The following is an 18,359-nucleotide window of genomic DNA, read 5'->3' on the forward strand; positions in this document are numbered from 1 at the left end:
CTCGTCATCAGCCGAGCAGCCGCTGCACGGCGGCGACGATGTCCTCGACCTGGGGGATCGCCGCGTCCTCGAGGTGCTTGGCGTAGGGCACCGGCACCTCCTGGCTGCAGACCCGTACCGGGGGGGCATCGAGCTCGAAGAAGGCCTGCTCGTTGATGCGGGTGATGATCTCGGCCGACAGGCTGCCGCTGCGCCACCCCTCGTCGATCACCACCACCCGGTGGGTCTTCGCCACGCTGGCCATGATCGCGGCGTCGTCCAGGGGGCGCAGGGTGCGCAGGTCGAGTACCTCGGCGTCGATGCCTTCGGCGGCCAGCTGCTCGGCGGCCGCGAGGGCCTTGTGCAGCATGCCGCCGTAGGTGATCAGGCTGACCTGGTTGCCTTCCCGCCGGATGGCGGCATGGTCGAGCTCCATGGGGTGCGGCTCGCCCTCGACGGTGCCCTCGGCGCCCAGCAGCAGGGCATGCTCGAAGATCAGCACCGGGTCGGGATCCTCCAGGGCGGCCAGCAGCATGCCGCGGGCGTCCTCGTGGGTCGCGGGGGCGACGATGCGCAGCCCCGGGATGTGGGCGTACCAGCCCTCCAGGCTGTGGGAGTGCTGGGCGGCGAGCTGGCGCCCCCCGCCGGTGGTCATGCGGATCACCACCGGCACGCTGTACTGTCCGCCCGACATGTGGCGCAGGGTGGCGGCGTTGTTCATGATCTGGTCGAGGGCGAGCAGGCTGAAGTTCACCGTCATGATCTCGACGATGGGGCGCATGCCGTTGAGGGCCGCGCCGATGCCGGCCCCGGTGAAGGTCGACTCGGAGAGCGGGGTATCGCGGATGCGCGCCTCGCCGAACTCCTCCAGCAGGCCGTGGCTGACCGCGTAGGTGCCGCCGTAGCGGCCCACGTCCTCGCCCATCAGGAAGACGCGGTCGTCGCGGATCAGGGCCTCGCGCAGTCCTTGGCGCAGGGCCTCGCGGTAGGCGATCGTCTGGGTGGTCATGGGCGCACCTCCCGGGCATAGACATCGTGGCAGAGGTCCTCCACCGGCTCCCAGGTGCCGGCCTCGGCGAAGGCCACGGCGGCGTCGATCTCCTCGGCGACCTCGCGCTCGATCTCGTCGCGCACCGAGGCCTCGAGCAGCCCGCATGCCACGGCGTCCCGGGCGAACGTCTCGACGGGACAGCGCTGCCTCCACTGCTCGACCTCCGCCTTGTCGCGGTAGTGCTCGGGGTCGAACATCGAGTGGGCGCGGAAGCGGTAGGTGCGGTACTCCAGGAACATCGGCCCCTGGCCGCCGCGCACGTAGGCCACCGCGGCCTCGGTGGCCCGGCTCACCGCCACCACGTCCATGCCGTCCACCGACTCGCTCGGCAGGCGGTAGGCGGCGGCCTTGGCGGCCAGGTCGACCTGGGACTGGTGGCGCTCCAGCGCGGTGCCCATGGCGTAGCGGTTGTTCTCGCACAGGAAGAGCACCGGCAGCTGCCAGAGGGTCGCGAGGTTGAGGGACTCGTGGAACTCCCCCTCCGCCACGGCTCCGTCGCCGAAGAAGCAGGCGGTCACGTTGTCGCGACCGGCCAGCTGGTCGGCCAGGGCGAACCCTACCGCCAGTGGCAGGGAGCCGCCCACGATGGCGCTGCCGCCGACGAAGCGACGGCCGGCGTCGAACAGGTGCATGGAGCCACCATGGCCGCGGCTGCAGCCCTCCTGCTTGCCGTACATCTCGGCCATGATCTCGCCCGCCGGCACCCCGCGGGCCAGGGCATGGCCGTGCTCGCGATAGGTGGCCAGCACGCTGTCGGTGTCGCGCAGGGCGGGCATGGCACCGGCCGCGATGGCCTCCTCACCGATGTAGAGATGCAGGAAGCCACGGATCATGCCGGCGCTGTAGAGCTCGGCGCACTTCTCCTCGAAGCGGCGGATGCGCACCATCTGCCACAGCAGCGCCCGGGCGCGCTCGGGATCGTCCAGGCCGGCGGCGCCGATGGCGGGCCGGGTGTCGGGGGTGTCCTGGGGGGTCATCGCGGGGTCTCCAGGGTCGAGATGTCACCCTCGGGCAGGCCCAGCTCCCTGGCCTTGAGCAGGCGACGCATGATCTTGCCGCTGCGGGTCCTGGGCAGCGAGGGCTGGATGTCGATCTCCTTGGGGGCGACCGCGGGACCGAGGCGCTTGCGGGCGAAGCCGAGCAGTTCGCGGCGCAGGGCCTCGTCGGGCTCATGGCCCGGCTTCAGGGCCACGAAGGCCTTGACGATCTCGCCGATCACCGGGTCCGGCTTGCCGATCACCCCGACCTCGGCTACCGCCGGGTGCTCCATCAGCGCCGATTCCACCTCGAAGGGACCGATCAGGTGGCCGGCGGACTTGATCATGTCGTCGGCCCGGCCCACGAACCAGAAGTAGCCATCGTGGTCACGGCGGGCCAGGTCGCCGGTCAGGTACCAGTCGCCGACGAAGCAGCGCCGGTAGCGTTCCTCCTCGTGCAGGTAGGTGCGGAACATCGAGGGCCAGCCGACGCGCAGCGCGAGCTCGCCCTCGTCGTCGACATGCTCGACCGGCGCGACGCCGCCGTCGGGCAGGCGGCGCAGCACCGCGGCCTCGATGCCGGGCAGGGGCTTGCCCATGGCGCCGGGGCGGATGTCCATGCTGGCGAAGTTGGCGATCATGATCCCGCCCGTCTCGGTCTGCCACCAGTTGTCGTGGATCGGCAGCCCGAAGGCCTCCATGCCCCAGTGCACGGCCTGGGGGTTGAGCGGCTCGCCGACGCTGGCGATGAAGCGCAGGGCGGGATAGTTGCCGGCGCGGGCACGCGCCGAGCCCCCCTTCATCATCATCCGCACGGCGGTGGGGGCGGTGTACCAGACGCTGACGGCCTCGCGCTCCAGGATCTGGTACCAGCGCTCGGCATCGAACTCCGCCTCGTCGATCACCAGGGTGGCGCCGAGGGAGAGCGGGGCGATGATGCCGTAGGAGGTGCCGGTGACCCAGCCGGGATCGGCCGTGCACCAGAAGACATCGTCGGCGCGCAGGTCGAGGGCGAAGCGGGCGGTGGCGTGGTGGGCGACCACGGCCTGGTGGACGTGCAGCGCCCCCTTTGGCTTGCCGGTGGTGCCGCTGGTGAAGTGCAGAAGGGCCGGCGTCTCGGGGTCGGTCGCCGGGATCGTGTAGTCGGACGCGGCCGCCTCGAGCAGCGGGGCGAGCTCCCGGGTGCCCTCGGGCAGCGCCTCGAAGTCGTCGTCGCGGACCACCAGGACGTGCTCGAGGCTCGGCAGCCGATCGCGGATCGGGGCCACCTTGCGACGGTAGAGGCTGGTGGTGGTCACCAGCACCCGGCCCTCGCCGAGGGTCATCCGGGTCGCGATGGGCTCGGGGCCGAAGGCGGAGAACAGCGGCGTGACCACGGCCCCCTGCTTGAGCGCCCCGAGCACCGCGAGGTAGAGCTCGGGAATCCGCCCGGCGAGCAGGAAGACGCCGGCGCCGCGGGCCATGCCAAGGGTCTCCAGCACATTGGCGAAGCGACTGCTCAGTTCGGCCAGCTCGCGATAGCGGATCTCGCGTCGGGTCCCGGACTTGCCGAGCCAGCGGATCGCGATGCGCTCCCCCGCCTCGCCGGCGGCATGGCGATCCACCGCCTCGTGGGCGATGTTCAGCCCGCCGCCGTCGGGCAGGCCGTCGAGCCACCCGCGGGCCTCCTCCCAGGAGAAGCTGGCGCATGTCGACGGGTAATCGTCCAGTACCGCGGCCTGGGCCTCGTGGCGGCTCTTGCGGAGAATCTCCATGGGCGACGACCTCCTGAATCCATGACTCCTTCCAGCGTAGTCCGCGGGCCTGTTCCCGCGTGCCCGTCATGGGGCCGGCTTGATCTGCGACAAGTCGGGACAGCCGCCCTGGCCTCGTCTCATGCCAGCAAGGCCAGCGCCAGGCCCGCCGCCAGCGAGGCCACCATCGGCAGGGCGACCTGCTTGCCGAGCCGCCGGGAGCCGAAGGCCGTGGCCAGTCCCGACTTGACGAGGTTGTTGACCGCGGCGGCGATGACGATCCCCAGCACCGCGGTGGAGGGCGTGATCCGCTCCAGCGACATGCGGGTCAGCGAGAGGGTGATGGCATCCACGTCGGCCATCCCCGAGGTGGCCGCCAACAGGTAGATGCCGGCCTCGCCCAGCCAGTCGCGCAGCCACTCCCCGAGCAGCATGATCAGTCCCAGCAGGCCCCCGAACAGCAGCGCCGTGCTCAGCTCCAGGGGGTTCTGGACCGGGGTCGGGCGGTCGACCCGGAGGGTGTGTCTATGGCGATACCAGAGGAGCATCGCGGGCAGGTAGAGCATCAGGCCCATCACCGTGATCGGCAGCAGCAACCGGGGCAGCAGTCCCGGGCTGATCACCGCGGCATAGATCAGGATCCGCGGGAACATGGTGCCGCAGGCCAGCAGGATGCCGGGGGCCAGCATCGCCTCGACCTCGCGGCTCTGGCGGGACAGCCGGGCGAAGTGCAGGGTCAGCGCCGTGGAGGAGGAGAGGCCGGCGAAGAGGCCAGTGAAGAGGATGCCCTTCTCGGCGCCGCCCACGCGCATGGCGAAATAGCCGACGAAGGAGATCGCGGCGATCAGCACCACCATCCACCAGATCTCGTAGGGGTTGAGCACCTCGCCGGGGCCGACGCCGCGATCCGGCAGCAGCGGGAGCATCACCACGCTGATCAGCAGCAGCTTGAGGCCGGCATCGAGCTCGTGGGCCTGCAGCTTGTTCAGCAGGCCGTGTATCTCGTGCTTGTTGTCGAGGATCACCGCGGTGATCACCGCACCGGCGGTGGCGAGTGCCAGGTCGATCGCCACGGCCACAGCACCGAAGCAGAACGTCAGCAGCAGGCCCACCAGGCCGGTGATGCTGTAGTCATGGTGCCGGGTCAGTCGCGCCCGCCAGGCGACCAGGCTGGTGCCGGCCAGGGACAGGAAGATGAGCGGGAAGGCCCACTCGCTGACCGTCCCCGAGAGCAGGGCGGCGATGCCGCCGAGCAGGCCGACCAGCGCATGGGTGCGGATCCCGGCGATGCGCTCCCCGGACTCCTGTTCCCGGGCGACCCAGCCGCGCTCGATGCCGATCAGGGCACCCAGCAGCAGCGCCACGCCCAGGCGAAGGGCGGGTTCGTGGGCGATGAGAAAGTCGCTGGCGACATCATCCATGGCAGGGGCTTCCTGGTGCCGTCCGGTGACCGGCGGATGGCTTCAGGGTGGCCGGTGCTGGCCCCCGCTTCAATGTTCCCCTACGGGAGGGGCCTGCCGGGCTGGTCGGGCATGGATTTCGGAAGGACCGCGACCTGCGAGGGAGGACAAAGCAAAACAATGCGTTACACTGGCGGTGCCCCTACGAGACAAGGAACTCCGGTGGTATGAAGGATTTTCCCGGCCCGACCGGCGAGCGGCACCGCTGGACACGCTTGCAAGCCATCGGTATCTACCTGCTGACGCTGCTGACGCTGGCGGTCTTCCTGGCCTGGGTGCTCCTCGATCATCACCAGCGCGCCCTCGAGAGCGCGCGGGGTCGCACCGGGGGGCGGGCCGACCTCATGGCCGAATGGGTGGCCAGTACCTTCCATGCCAGCGAACATTCGCTCTCGAGCCTGGTGCATTTGCTCGAGACCCCTTTCAGCAGTGCGCTGTTGGCACGCCACGACAATGACTCGGCCCTCCAGGCGCTGCTTCGCCAGCACAGTAACCAATATCCCTTGATCGACGGTATCGGTATCGTCGATTTGGGAGGGAGGCTGCTGGCCTCTTCCAGCTCTATATTACCCCCCGGATTTGATGTCGCCGGTTCGCCCTATTTTCAGGCCTTCGAGCAGGATGACGACCTGCAGGAGTGGGTGTCCCCGCTCTACTGGTCGGCCCTGAACCAGGACTTCCTTATGGCGCAAGCCCGTCGCCTGGAATGGCTGGGCGGCAGCCCCCGTGGCCTGGTCGTGATGTGGCTAAACCCGGCCATCTTCGGCCAGGTTCTCGAGGGACTGGACATCACGCCAAGCGAGAGCATGGCCCTGATCGACACCGGCATGCGCCTGGTGGCTCGGCAGCCGGACTTCGACCCCGAGAGGATGGCCCGGGTGCCGGGGCTCGAGCTCCGTGAGCCATTGACCCGGGCCTTCCTCGACAGCGGCCAGGCCTCGACCACCCTGCGCACGGTCTCGCCGCTGGACGGCCGCGAACGCCTCTATGCCATGCAGCGCGTGGCGGGCCTGCCCCTGCTGGTGGTGGTCGGCGAGGAGCTCGACGTGGCCTTGAGCGGCTGGTACCAACGCCTGTGGCTGCTGGGCGGCGTCTTCCTGCTGGTCGCGTGCCTGGGCCTGCTGGCGCTGCGGCACTACCTCCGCCTGCGGGGGCTGGAGGTCGAGCTGCGCCTGCGGCTGGCCGAGCGGGAACAGGCCCGGCGCTCGGTGCAGGAGCGCGAGGCGCGGCTCCAGGCCCTGATCGGCTCGATCCAGGACATGATCTTCGTCGTCGATGCCGAGGGACGCTTCGTCTACGTCCATGCCCTGGACCCGGACCAGCTGGCCGGGGACGTCGACGACCTGCTGCAGCGTCACTACCGCGATGTCCTGTCGACGGACGTGTCGCGACAGTTCGACCGGGCCCTGGCGGAGCTCAAGGCCAGCGGCGAGCCAGTGGAGATCGAGTATCGCGTCTCCCTGGGCGGCATGCCGCGCATCTTCCAGGCGGTCATCAGCCCGCTGGCCCGGGAGGGAGGGGCCTTCAGCGGCGTGCTGGCCGTGGTGCGCGAGGTCACCCGCGCCCGTGCCACCGAGGCCCAGCTGCGCATCGCCGCCATGGCCTTCGAGACCCACCTGGGGATGCTGATCACCGATGACCAGGGCGCGATCCTCCGGGTCAACGAGACCTTCACGCGCATCACCGGCTACACGGAGTCGGAGGTGCTGGGGCGCAACCCCCGTATGCTCAGCTCCGGGCGTCACGACGAGGCCTTCTACCGGGCGCTCTGGGAGAGCGTGCGACAGACCGGCAGCTGGCAGGGCGAGATCTGGAACCGCCGCAAGAACGGCGAGGTCTTCCCCGAGTGGCTCACCATCAGCGCGGTGCGCGACGAGGCCGGTGAGCTGACCCACTACGTGGCCACCTTCAGCGACATCACCCGGCGCAAGGCGGCCGAGGAGGAGATCCACCAGCTCGCCTTCTTCGATCCCCTGACCGGGCTGCCGAACCGCCGCCTGATGCTGGATCGCCTGGAGGGCGTGCTGAAGGACAGCTACCGTAACGGCCAGTTCGGTGCCCTGTTCTACCTCGACCTGGACAACTTCAAGCAGGTCAACGATACCCAGGGTCACCTGGCCGGCGACCAGCTCCTGCAGCAGGTCGCCCTGCGGCTGGGCGAGGTGCTGCGCGCGACCGATACCCTGGCGCGGCTGGGTGGTGACGAGTTCGCCGTGCTGCTGCACGACCTCGGACGCGACCCGGCTCGGGTGGCGGTGGTGGCCGAGCGCGTCGCCTACAAGCTGCTTGGCGTGCTGCGCTCGCCGATGCGCCTGGAGGGCGTCGAGGTGGAGATGACCGCCAGCCTTGGGATCACGCTCTACCGCGACCACGAGACGACCCTGGAGCAGATCCTCCAGCAGGCCGACATGGCGCTGTTCAAGGCCAAGGAGGCGGGGCGCGATACCCTGCGCTTCTTCGACCCCGCCATGCAGGCACAGCTTCAGCAGCGTGCCCGGCTCGAGGCGGACCTGCGCCAGGCGCTGCCCCGGGGCGAGTTCCGGCTCCACTATCAGCCCCAGGTGGGGGGCGACGGGAGGATGACCGGGGTCGAGGCGCTGCTGCGCTGGGCGCATCCGGCGCATGGCATGGTATCGCCTGGCGACTTCATTCCCCTGGCCGAGGAGAACCGGTTGATCGTGCCCATCGGCGGCTGGGTGCTGGAGACCGCATGTCGTCAGCTGGCTGCCTGGGCCGCCGATCCTGCCACGGCCGAGCTGACGATCTCGGTCAATGTCAGCCCCGTGCAGTTTCGCGAGGCCGGGTTCGCCGAGCAAGTGCTGGCCACCCTGGCGCGCACTGGGGCACCACCCACACGACTCAAGCTCGAGGTGACCGAGAGCCTGTTCGTCGATGACCGCGACGAGGCCCGCAAGACCATGCTGTGTCTCAAGGAGCACGGCGTGACCTTCTCCCTGGACGACTTCGGCACCGGCTACTCCTCGCTCTCCTACCTCAAGCGCCTGCCCCTGGACCAGCTCAAGATCGACCAGTCCTTCGTGCGTGACCTGCTGGAGGACGAGGCCAGTGCGGCCATCGTCGCCAGCACCATCGCGCTTTCCGAGAGCCTGCAGCTGGAGGTGATCGCCGAGGGGGTCGAGACCGAGGCCCAGCGGGCCTGGCTGATGGCACAAGGCTGCCAAGCCTTCCAGGGCTACTTCTTCGGACGGCCTGGGCCCGTGGAGTCGCTTCCCTTACAGGCTTGATGCATGTCAAAGAGTGCGGTTACTCCCGCCCACGATGCTCAAAGCTCTGGATGCCCCGCCATGTCTTGGCTACACATAAATCGTGCAGTGATTATTCCATACGTTTTTTGCTGGTTCGCCAGCAGGGTGAGGTGAGCATGGCATCAGTTTCCTGGATCACGCGTGGCCTGCGGTTCATGCCGGTGGCGGCGCTGTGTCTCTCCATCGGCCTCGCCCAGGCCCAGAGCCCCGACGTCGAGGAGTGGCTCTACGGCGGCCCGATGTTCAGCCAGCAGGAGCGTGACCAGTTCCGGCAGCGGTTGCGCGACGCCGATTCCCTCGAGGCGCGCCAGCGCATCCAGGCCGAGCATCGCAACCTCATGCGCCAGCGCGCCGAGCAGCGCGGCTTCGACCCGGATGGCATCTACGGCTATCCGATGATGAACCGGCAGCAGCGCCGCGAGTATCACCAGCGCATGCAGGGCCTCGACTCTCTCGAGGAGCGCCAGCGGTTCCGCCAGCAGCACCGCGATCAGATGCGTCAGCAGATCCTCCAGCAGCAGCGCAACTCACGCGGCCAGGGCGGCGGCCACATGAAGAACCAGGGCGGTGGGGGACGCGGCTGAGTCGATCCGCGCCGCCGATGCCGGCGTTTCCTGTCCGACCACGAGCGAGGCGGCCCCACGGGGCCGCCTCCTTTCGTTCGGGGCCGGGTCCCGTCACCCCTTCAGGTGCTGGCGGGCCTCCTCGGCGCTCTCGTAGATGTGCGGCGAGACGGCGCGCTCCTCCAGGGCATGGCCGAGCTTGCGGCGCATGAAGCCGCTGGTGGTGTAGCGGGTCACCCGGGTGTAGAAGCGCTGCTCGAGGCCGCGCACCATCTCGGTGTAGGGGGCGAGCAGGTCGTCGTGGATGCGGAAGTGGTCGTAGTTGACGATGGCCTGGACCCGTCGGCCCAGGGGGGCGAGGCGTCGCTCGACCTCCTGCTCGATGGCGTCGATGTCCTTCGGGGAGGCGACGCGCAGGTGCTCGAAGTTGATGAAGAGCACGCCCTCGTCCTCGTCCAGGCTGAAGCGCTGCGCCAGGGGCCGCTCCAGCAGTTCCTCGACGAGCCCCATGGGGGCTTCGCGGAAGATGCGCTCGTCCATCCGGCGGGGCGGCTCGGGCATCCGCGGGGTGAAGTCCATCAGCGCCAGCACGTCGCGCTCCAGGTCGACCCCCGGGGCGATCTCGGTGAGCACGAGTCCCTCCGGGGTGAGCTCGAACACGGCCCGTTCGGTGACGTAGCAGACGGGCTTGCCGTCCGCGGCGGCCAGGGTCCCGCTGAAGGTGCGGTGCTCCACCTCGGCGACGAACTTGCTCTGGCCCCCCTCAGGCAGCCTCAGTGCCCCGTCGACGATGGCGAGGGTCTCCCTGGTGGCCACGAAGGTACCCATGAAGACCACCTTGCGGGCGTTCTGGCTGATGTTGATGAAACCGCCGGCGCCGGCCAGCCGCGGGCCGAAGCGCGAGACATTGACGTGGCCCGCGACGTCGACCTGGGCCATGCCCAGGAAGGCGATGTCGAGCCCGCCGCCGTCGTAGAAGTCGAACTGGGCCGGCTGGTCGATGATTGCCTGGGTGTTCAGCGCCGCGCCGAAGTCGAGCCCGCCCGCCGGCAGGCCGCCGATCACCCCGGGTTCGGCGGTCAGGGTCAGGTGCTCGAGCAGGCGCTCCTCGCTGGCCACCGCGCCGACGCCTTCGGGCATACCGATCCCCAGGTTGACCACGCTGTTGGGCTTGAGCTCGAAGGCCGCGCGCCGGGCGATGATCTTGCGCGCCGAGAGCGGCAGCGGCTCGGGTGTCGCCATGGGCGCCCTTATCTCGCCGGAAAAGGCCGGGTTGTAGGCGGTGCGGAAGGTCTGCCAGTGGTGGTCCGGATCCTCGCAGACCACCACGCAGTCGACCATCACGCCGGGGATCTTCACGTCCTTGGGGTGCAGGGTGCCGTGCTCGGCGAGGCGCTCCACCTGCACGATCACCACGCCCCCGGAGTTGCGCACCGCCGTGGCGATGGCCAGCGCCTCCAGGGTCAGGGCCTCGCGCTCCATGCTGACGTTGCCCAGGGTGTCGGCGGTGGTGCCGCGCAGCAGCGCCACCTGCAGCGGCAGGGCCCGGTAGAAGAGGTACTCCTCGCCGTCGATGGGCAGCAGCGAGACGCGCTCCTCGGTGGTGACGTCGTTGATCCTGCCGCCGCCCAGGCGCGGGTCGACGAAGGTGCCGAGGCCCACCCGGGTGAGGGTGCCGGGCTTGCCGGCGGCGATGTCGCGGAAGAGGTGCGAGATCACCCCCTGGGGCAGGTTCCAGGCCTGGATGCGTCCCTCGATGGCGAGGCGCTGCAGGGCGGGCACCAGCCCCCAGTGGCCCCCGATCACCCTCGCCACCAGCCCCTCGTGACCCAGGTGGTTGAGCCCGCGTGTCTTGCCGTCGCCCTGGCCGGCGGCGTACATCAGGGTCAGGTCGCGGGGCTCGCCGGTCTCCAGGAAGCGTTCCTCCAGGGCCACGGCGAGCCCCTCGGCGAAGCCGATGCCGACGAAGCCGCCGGTGGCAATGGCATCGCCGTCGCGGATCAGGTTCACGGCCTCGCGGGCGGAGACCACCTTGCCCTTCTCGGCGAAGGGCTGGCGGGAGAGCAGGGGATGGGGCATGGCGGGCGTCCTTCTTGTGATTTTTCCTCACGGTAGCACGCCCCATGGCGTGCCGGCAGGGCTTGCCAGACGGGAGTCAGGTGGAGAATACTGTATGGGAATACAGTATTGATGGAGGTGCCCATGACCTCGCCGACGTCCAGCCCCCTGCGGGTGATCGGCCGCGCCGTGCCGGTGCCCGGCGACGCGGCCCAGCCGCTGATGGGGTGCCGGGTGCGGGCCGGCTTCCCGAGCCCCGCCGATGACCATCTCGACGTGGAGATCGACCTGCATGCCCATGTGGTGCGCCGTCCGGCCGCCACCTACTTCGTGCGGGCCGAGGGCGACTCCATGCTCGGCGACGGCATCCACGACGGCGACCTGCTGGTGGTGGACCGCAGCCTGGAGCCGCTGCCCGGGCGGGTGGTGGTGATCGCCGTGGACGGCGAACCCACCGTGAAGCGCCTGGCGCGTCGCGGCGAACAGACCTTCCTGATGGCCAGCAACCCGCGCTTCGCGCCGATCCCCCTGGCGGGACGCGAATGCGAGGTGTGGGGCGTGGTCACCCATGTGCTGCATGCCTTGCCGGGGGGCGGGGCATGATCGCCCTGGTCGACTGCAACAACTTCTACGTCAGCTGCGAGCGGGCCTTCGCCCCGCGCCTGGAGGGGCGGCCGGTGGGCGTGCTCTCCAACAACGACGGCTGCGTGGTGGCGCGCTCCAACGAGCTCAAGGCGCTGGGGGTGGCCATGGGGGCGCCGATGCACCTGCTACCGCCGGCCATCCGCCGCCAGGCGGTGCTGCTCTCCAGCAACTACGCGCTCTACGGCGACATGAGCCGGCGGGTCAACCTGATCCTTGACGAGTTCTCGCCGGACGTGGAGGCCTACTCCATCGACGAGAGCTTCGTGGGCTTCGCCGGCTTCGCGGTCGACGGCCTGGAGGCGCATGCCCAGCGGCTGCGCGAGACGGTACGCCGGGATACCGGCATCCCGGTCTGCGTGGGGCTGGCGCCCACCCGGGTGCTGGCCAAGGTGGCCAACCACGCGGCCAAGAAGCAGGCGGCCTACGAGGGCGTCTGCCGGCTCGAGGCCGACGGGCCCGCCACCCGCGCCCTGCTCGCGTCGCTGCCGGTGACCGAGCTGTGGGGCGTGGCGCGGCGCACCGCCGAGCGGCTGGCGCTGATGGACATCCATACCGCCTGGCAGCTGCGCGAGGCCGACCCCAAGCAGGTCCGCCGCCACTTCTCGGTGGTGCTGGAGCGCATCGTCTGGGAGCTGCGCGGCCGCCCGGCCATCGTGCTCGACGACATGCATGAGCCGCGCCAGCGCATCATGGTCTCGCGCTCCTTCGGCCGGCTGACCGGCGCCTTCGCCGACCTGCAGGAGGCGGTTCGCCAGCATGCCGCCCGTGCCGCCGAGAAGCTGCGCGGCCAGGGCAGCCAGGCCCGGGCGGTGATGGTCTTCCTGCGCACCAACCCCCATCTGGTCGGCGAGCGCCAGTACCGCAACAGCGTGGTGGTTCCGTTGCCGGCCCCCGGCGACGACAGCCGGGAGCTGCTCGAGGCCGCTTCCTGGGGGCTCGCGGCGATCTTCCTCGAGGGAGTGCGCTACCAGAAGTGCGGGGTGATGCTGCTCGACCTGGTGGAGGCCGACCGCCACCAGCTATCGCTGCTGGCGCCGCGCAGCGAGGTCGAGCGTGGCCGCAGCCAGCGGCTGATGGCGGCGGTGGACAGGCTCAACCGCGAGATGGGCCGCGACACCGTGCGCTTCGGCCTGCCGCGCCAGGGCACCGCCTGGGCGCTGCGCTGCGAGCGGCGGACCCCGCGCTACACCACCCGCTGGGACGAGCTGATGCGCGTCAGGACCGGCTGAGGTGCCTGCCGGGCAAGGCGTTCGCCGTGACCGGCCGCGACTGCCATGCTGGAGGGATGTTCCCGTGACCGGCCGACGGCCGAGGAGGCCCCATGCAACCCCGCCCGGTGAGGTGGCTGCTGGCCTGCCTGCTGGCTGGACTGATGGCCGGAGCATGCCTGCTGGCCGGTTACGCCGCGGCGGCCTCCCGGCCGCTGGGTGCCGAGGTCGCCGAGATGGTCGAGATGGAGGTCACCTCGGTGGGGATCGCCCTGCCGATGGGCCGGCCCGTGGTGGTGCTGAGGGAGCCCGACACGCAACGGGTGCTGCCGGTGTTCCTGACGCCGCTCCAGGTGGCGGCCCTGCTGCGAAGCTGGCGGGGTGATCGGCCATCACGTCCCGACATGCCCGAGCTCTTCGGGGAGCTCGTGGCGGCGGCCGGGGGGCGGCTGACGCGGGTCTACCTCGATGACGTGGAAGGGGGGATCTTCCTCGGCATGCTCGAGCTTCGCCTGCCCGGACAGCGATCCCCGGTGCGCCTCGACAGCCGGGCCGGCGACGCCATCACGCTGGCGCTGCGGGCAGGGGCCGCGATCCTGGTCGCGCCCCAGGTCATGGCGTTCGCCCACCCGGGGGCGCCCGGCGACCCGGATGAGGATGAGGATGAGGATGAGGATGAGGATGCTGATGCGCAGGGGCCGTGGGTGACCGTGCCGGACCTCCCGCTGATGTCGGTCACCGCGTCACGGCGCGAAGCGCCGGGGCTGCCGGCCGCGGGGATGGACCGCGCCGGGCCGGGTATCCCCTGACTCATCGGGCCGCGCCGGGCGCCGCCGGCTCGGCGACCTCGCGCCGGGTGGCGAGGCGGGCCTGGCGGATCAGCCACAGGCCTACCAGGGCCACGCCCGCCAGGACGGCGAAGACCGGTGTGTAGGCGTCGAACAGGCCGTGCAGCGCCGTGACCAGGGGGAGCCCGAGCAGCACGCCGCCATAGGTGAAGACCAGGCAGCCCCCGGCGGCGTCGGCGACGCGACTCGCCGGCGCCAGCTGGGTGATCTCGGCCATGAAGACGCCGTTCCAGCCCAGCGAGGAGAGGCTGAGCAGGCACATCAGGGCGGTGACCAGGGCGTGCGGCCAGGCCGGCGTCATCGACGACACCAGCAGGGCGCAGGTGGCGGTGGTGCAGGCGATCACGGCGAGGGTGGTCAGGCGGTCGCCCAGCCGGTCGCCGACCCAGCCCCAGCCGATGCGGCCGGCGATGCCGACGACCTGCACCGCGGACATCACCAGCCCCGCCTGCACCAGGCCGAAGGCCAGGTCCTCCACCAGCAGGGCGACGGTGAAGGCCGACACCGACAGCTGGAGCATCGAGAAGCAGAGGCTGAGCAGCGCCACGTAGCGCAGGGAGTGCTGGCGCCAGACCACCAGCATGCCGGCGAAGGGCGTGCGCAGCCAGCGCGTGTGACGCTCGCGCTGGTCGTCCCAGCGCGGGCGGGCAAGCTGCAGGGCGGCGATGCCGGCGAGGGCCAGGCCCACGAGCAGCAGCAGCCCCGCCTGCCAGCCGATCACCAGGGCCAGGAAGGGGGCGCTGGCGCCGGCCAGCACGCCCCCCAGGGGCACTCCCGACTGCTTCAGCGAGAAGATCAGGCCGCGCCGTTCGGGCGGCGTGAAGCGCACCAGCAGCAACGAGGCCGAGGGGTTGGTCAGGCCGTAGCCCAGGCCGGCGAGCAGCGACGCGACGGCGAAGCTCGGCAGGGCGGGGATCGCCATCAGGCCGGCGCCGCCGCCCAGCAGGGCCAGCGACAGCTGGCTGGTCCGGCAGGGTCCCAGGCGGCGGCTCAGGGGGCCGCCCACCAGCGAGGAGAGCATGGCCCCGGCGAAGATCAGGCTGACCTGCAGGCCCACCGTGGCCGAGGAGACGCCCAGCGCCGCGGCCACCTCCGGGGCGATGGCCGCGGGGAACAGCGCGACCAGCGAGGAGAACGCCAGGACCAGGGTGGTGGCGAACAGGACGAGCGTCACGGCGGTGAGGTCACCCGTCCCCGGGGCACCTGCCGCAGGTGGCTGGCGGTCTGCCCCCCGGGCAGCGCGGCGATGGCATCGGCGGCCTCCAGCAGGCGGGCTAGGTCGATGCCGGTGTCGACATCGCCGCCGTTGAGGGCGTAGACGAGGTCCTCGGTGGCGGTGTTGCCGGTGGCGCCGGGGGCGAAGGGGCAGCCGCCGAGGCCGGCGCAGGCGGCATCCAGGGTGGTGGCACCGTGGTGGATGGCGAACAGCGCGTTGGCCACTCCCATGCCGTAGGTGTCGTGACCGTGGAAGGCCCATTTGAGGCGCGGCCCGGCGTGGCGCTCGACCAGCCGGCTGAAGTGATTGGCCACCTGGTAGGGAGTGGCGCGGCCGGTGGTGTCGCAGAGCGCCACCTCGAGGTGCAGGTCGCCGCACAGGTCGCGTGCCCGGGTGAGGACGTCATCGACCTGGTGCCAGGCGATGGTGCCTTCGTAGGGGCAGTCGAAGCTGGTGCCGAGATCCAGGCGCAGGCAGGCGTTGCCCTCCTGCTTGAGCAGCGCGACGATGCGGGCGAGGTCCTCCAGCGACTCGGCCACGCTGCGTCGGACGTTGCCCTGGTTGTGGGACTCGGAGACCGAGACCACGAACACCAGCTCGCGAACGCCCTTGGCCAGGGCGAGCTCCGCGCCGCGCAGGTTGGGCACCAGGGCCGAGAAGCGCATGGCGGCACGGTCGGCGAAGGCGGCGACCAGCTGGTCGGTGTCGGCCATCTGCGGGATGGCCCGCGGGCTGACGAAGGAGCCGATCTCCATGCGGGTGATGCCGGCATCGATCAGCCGCTGGATGCAGCGGATCTTCTCGTCGGTGGGCAGGGGGTCGCGGATCGACTGGAAACCGTCGCGGGGGGCTACCTCGACGATGTCCACCCGCTCCGGGGGCGATAGCAGGCTCATGAGGTCTCCTCCTGGCGCAACCAGTTGATGACGCCGCCGGCGGAGAGGATCTCGCGCTGGCGGGGACTCAGTTCATGGGTCAGGGACAGGGTTTCGCCGCCCTGGAGGGTGGCCACGACCCGGCGGCCGGCCGCGAGCTGATCGCGCCAGCCCTCGATGCGCAGCGTCTGGCCCTGTCGCAGGCGCGCCCGGTCGGCGGGGTCGGCGAAGGTCAGCGGCAGCACCCCGAAGCAGGGCAGGTTCTGCCAGTGGATGCGGGCGATGCTCTCGGCCACCACCAGCTGCAACCCCAGCAGGCGGGGCACCAGGGCGGCATTCTCGCGGCTCGAGCCCTGGCCGTAGTTGGCGCCGCCGACGATGGCGTGGCCGGCCTCGCCCTGCTCGCGGGCCCGGGCCACATAGCCGGGGTCGACGGCCTCGAAGACATGCTCGGCCGAGGCGAAGACGTTGCTCCAGAGCGGCAGCACGCGGGCCCCGGCGGGCATGATGTCGTCGGTGGAGATGTTGTCGTCCACCGTGAGCAGCACGGGAATCTCCAGGGTCTCCGGCAGCGGCGCGATGAGCGGCAGCGGCGGGGTGTTGTCGGTGGCCAGCAGCTCGACCCGACGGGCCTGCTCGGGAGGCAGCGGCGGCTCGAACCAGTCATCGTTGACGCGCATGTCGCTAGGCTCGCGGGGCCGGGGGCAGGGCATGTCGAGGCGGCGCGGGTCGGTGATCACGCCGTGAAGCGCCGAGGCGGCCGCGGTCTCGGGGCTGCACAGGAAGACGCTGTCCTCGCGGGTCCCGGAGCGCCCGGGGAAGTTGCGCGGTACGGTGCGCAGGCTGTTGCGCCCGGCGGCCGGCGCCTGGCCCATGCCGATGCAGCCGTTGCAGCCGGGCTGGTGCAGGCGGGCGCCGGCGGCGACCAGGGCGCCCAGGTGCCCCTCGTCGATCAGTGCCGCCAGGATCCGGCGGGTCGAAGGGTTGATGTCCAGCGAGACGTTGCCGGCCACGCTGCGCCCCGCGACGATCTCGGCGACCACGGCGATGTCGCGGTAGCCGGGGTTGCCCGAGGAGCCGATGTAGGCCTGGTGCAGCGGCTCGCCGGCCACCTCGGCCACCGGCACCACCCGGTCGGGGCTCGACGGCAGGGCGATCAGCGGCTCGAGGCGGGACAGGTCGACCACCTCGTCGCGGTCGTAGCGGCAGCCGGGCTCGGCGGCCAGCGCCACCCAGTCGGCCTCGCGGCCTCGCGAGCGCAGGAAGTCGCGGGTCACCTCGTCGCTGGGGAAGACGCTGCTGGTGGCCCCCATTTCGGTGCCCATGTTGGCCAGCACGTGGCGGTCCATGGCGTCGAGCGTGGCCAGGCCCGGCCCGTGGTACTCGAGGATGCAGTTCTTGGCCCCCGCCACGCCATGCCGGCGCAGCAGCTCGAGGACGATGTCCTTGGCGCTCACCCAGTCGGGCAAATCGCCCTCCAGACGCACGCCGACGATCTCGGGCATGGCCAGGTAGAGCGGCTCGCCGGCCATGGCCATGGCGACCTCGATGCCGCCGGCGCCGATGGCCAGCATGCCCAGCGCCCCGGCGGCCGTGGTGTGGCTGTCGCAGCCCACGAGGCTCTGGCCCGGCACGCCGAAGCGCTCCATGTGCACCGGGTGGCTGATGCCGTTGCCCGGGCCGCTGTACCAGACGCCGAGGCGCTCGCAGGCGCTCTTCAGGAAGAGGTGGGCGTCGGCGTTGATGTTGTCCTGCTGGAGCAGGGTGTGGTCGATGTACTGCACGCTCGTCCTGGTGTGCACGCGGTCCAGGCCCATGGCATCGAGCTCGAGCATCACCAGGGTGCCGAGGATGTCCTGCAGCAGGGCCTGGTCCATGCGCAGGGCGATCTCGTTGCCTGGGATCATCTCGCCGCCGACCAGGTGGGCGGCGATCAGTTGATGGCTCAGGGTATCAGCCATGGGTAGGGTCCTTGCGGGTGTCGTAGGGTTGCAGCAGGCGATTCACGCTGGCCAGGGTGTCGAACAGGAACTGCAGGCCCAGGGCGGCGAAGCCGATCGGCATCAGGGCGTAGGGAATCACCATCGGCGTGCCCAGCGAGCTCGAGACGCGCTCGCCGTACTCGAGAGCCTGGAGGGCCATGATGCCGCCCCGCCAGACCAGCACGCTGCAGAACACGGCCCCCAGCAGCCCGGTCAGGATGTCGATCACCAGACGGGCCGTGGACGGCAGCTTTTCCTTGAAGAAGGAGATACGGATGTGCGCGTCGTGTCGCTGGGCCTCCGCGGCGCCCATCACGGCCATGTACACCAGCAGGAAGGAGTTGATCTCCAGACTCCAGTTGGTGGGGGCCGAGAAGGCGTAGCGCATGATGGCGTCGTAGGCGATGGACAGCATCATGAACATCAGCACGGCCATGGAGGTCCAGCGCAGGACGGCCATCAGGCCGTCCCAGCTGCGCATGACGATCGCGGTCATGG

Annotated in this window: 14 protein-coding genes; 5 read left to right on the forward strand and 9 right to left on the reverse strand. The window is 70.6% G+C overall.

The window, feature by feature from the left end:
• Window positions 1-7: 7 nt before the first annotated feature.
• From BOX17_RS10870 to BOX17_RS10885, 4 genes are all read right to left on the reverse strand, one after another.
• Complete coding sequence (locus BOX17_RS10870; RefSeq protein WP_071944460.1) at window positions 8-988, reverse strand: alpha-ketoacid dehydrogenase subunit beta; 981 nt, start codon at window positions 986-988, stop codon at window positions 8-10.
• Window positions 985-2,007, reverse strand: coding sequence for a pyruvate dehydrogenase (acetyl-transferring) E1 component subunit alpha (pdhA, locus tag BOX17_RS10875; protein ID WP_071944461.1), 1,023 nt, complete (start codon window positions 2,005-2,007; stop codon window positions 985-987). The genes BOX17_RS10870 and pdhA overlap by 4 nt, the downstream gene beginning before the upstream one ends.
• Window positions 2,004-3,761 (reverse strand): acetate--CoA ligase, encoded by a 1,758-nt coding sequence (gene acsA, locus BOX17_RS10880; protein WP_071944463.1) that lies wholly within the window; start codon window positions 3,759-3,761, stop codon window positions 2,004-2,006. The genes pdhA and acsA overlap by 4 nt, the downstream gene beginning before the upstream one ends.
• Window positions 3,762-3,880: 119 nt before the next feature.
• Complete coding sequence (locus tag BOX17_RS10885; RefSeq protein ID WP_071944465.1) at window positions 3,881-5,161, reverse strand: MgtC/SapB family protein; 1,281 nt, start codon at window positions 5,159-5,161, stop codon at window positions 3,881-3,883.
• A 206-nt stretch (window positions 5,162-5,367) separates the two neighbouring features.
• On the opposite strand from BOX17_RS10885, the gene BOX17_RS10890 reads away from it, so the two are divergent.
• Together BOX17_RS10890 and BOX17_RS10895 are read left to right on the forward strand one after the other, a co-directional pair.
• Entirely contained in the window at window positions 5,368-8,445 is a 3,078-nt protein-coding gene (locus tag BOX17_RS10890) for a bifunctional diguanylate cyclase/phosphodiesterase (RefSeq protein WP_071944467.1), read from the forward strand.
• Window positions 8,446-8,582: 137 nt separating this feature from the next.
• Window positions 8,583-9,050 carry a hypothetical protein gene (locus BOX17_RS10895; RefSeq protein WP_125925553.1) on the forward strand — a complete coding sequence of 156 codons (468 nt, stop codon included), beginning with the start codon at window positions 8,583-8,585 and terminating at the stop codon, window positions 9,048-9,050.
• A gap of 93 nt (window positions 9,051-9,143) precedes the next feature.
• Here BOX17_RS10895 and BOX17_RS10900 read toward each other — a convergent pair whose 3' ends face one another.
• Complete coding sequence (locus BOX17_RS10900; protein WP_071944470.1) at window positions 9,144-11,108, reverse strand: acyl CoA:acetate/3-ketoacid CoA transferase; 1,965 nt, start codon at window positions 11,106-11,108, stop codon at window positions 9,144-9,146.
• 123 nt (window positions 11,109-11,231) lie between these two features.
• On the opposite strand from BOX17_RS10900, the gene BOX17_RS10905 reads away from it, so the two are divergent.
• From BOX17_RS10905 to BOX17_RS10915, 3 genes are all read left to right on the forward strand, one after another.
• Complete coding sequence (locus tag BOX17_RS10905) at window positions 11,232-11,690, forward strand: translesion error-prone DNA polymerase V autoproteolytic subunit (RefSeq protein ID WP_125925555.1); 459 nt, start codon at window positions 11,232-11,234, stop codon at window positions 11,688-11,690.
• Window positions 11,687-12,961, forward strand: coding sequence for a Y-family DNA polymerase (locus BOX17_RS10910; protein WP_071944475.1), 1,275 nt, complete (start codon window positions 11,687-11,689; stop codon window positions 12,959-12,961). The genes BOX17_RS10905 and BOX17_RS10910 overlap by 4 nt, the downstream gene beginning before the upstream one ends.
• Before the next feature lie 92 nt (window positions 12,962-13,053).
• Window positions 13,054-13,749 (forward strand): bifunctional nuclease family protein, encoded by a 696-nt coding sequence (locus BOX17_RS10915; RefSeq protein WP_071944477.1) that lies wholly within the window; start codon window positions 13,054-13,056, stop codon window positions 13,747-13,749.
• 1 nt (window position 13,750) lies between these two features.
• Here the strand turns inward: BOX17_RS10915 and BOX17_RS10920 are convergent, their stop codons facing one another.
• From BOX17_RS10920 to BOX17_RS10935, 4 genes are read right to left on the reverse strand one after another with little or no spacing between them, the layout of a single operon-like run.
• Window positions 13,751-14,962 carry an MFS transporter gene (locus BOX17_RS10920; RefSeq protein ID WP_071944479.1) on the reverse strand — a complete coding sequence of 404 codons (1,212 nt, stop codon included), beginning with the start codon at window positions 14,960-14,962 and terminating at the stop codon, window positions 13,751-13,753.
• A complete protein-coding gene (locus BOX17_RS10925) occupies window positions 14,959-15,900 on the reverse strand; it encodes a hydroxymethylglutaryl-CoA lyase (protein ID WP_071944481.1) in 942 nt (313 codons plus the stop codon). Before BOX17_RS10925 ends, BOX17_RS10920 begins: the two co-directional genes overlap by 4 nt.
• The gene (locus BOX17_RS10930; RefSeq protein WP_071944483.1) at window positions 15,897-17,840 is read right to left on the reverse strand and encodes an aconitate hydratase; all 1,944 of its coding nucleotides are present in this window, start codon (window positions 17,838-17,840) and stop codon (window positions 15,897-15,899) included. The genes BOX17_RS10925 and BOX17_RS10930 overlap by 4 nt, the downstream gene beginning before the upstream one ends.
• Complete coding sequence (locus BOX17_RS10935) at window positions 17,833-18,357, reverse strand: TRAP transporter small permease subunit (protein ID WP_071944485.1); 525 nt, start codon at window positions 18,355-18,357, stop codon at window positions 17,833-17,835. Before BOX17_RS10935 ends, BOX17_RS10930 begins: the two co-directional genes overlap by 8 nt.
• Window positions 18,358-18,359: the final 2 nt, after the last annotated feature.

It is taken from the genome of Halomonas aestuarii (assembly GCF_001886615.1).
Classification (GTDB): domain Bacteria; phylum Pseudomonadota; class Gammaproteobacteria; order Pseudomonadales; family Halomonadaceae; genus Halomonas; species Halomonas aestuarii.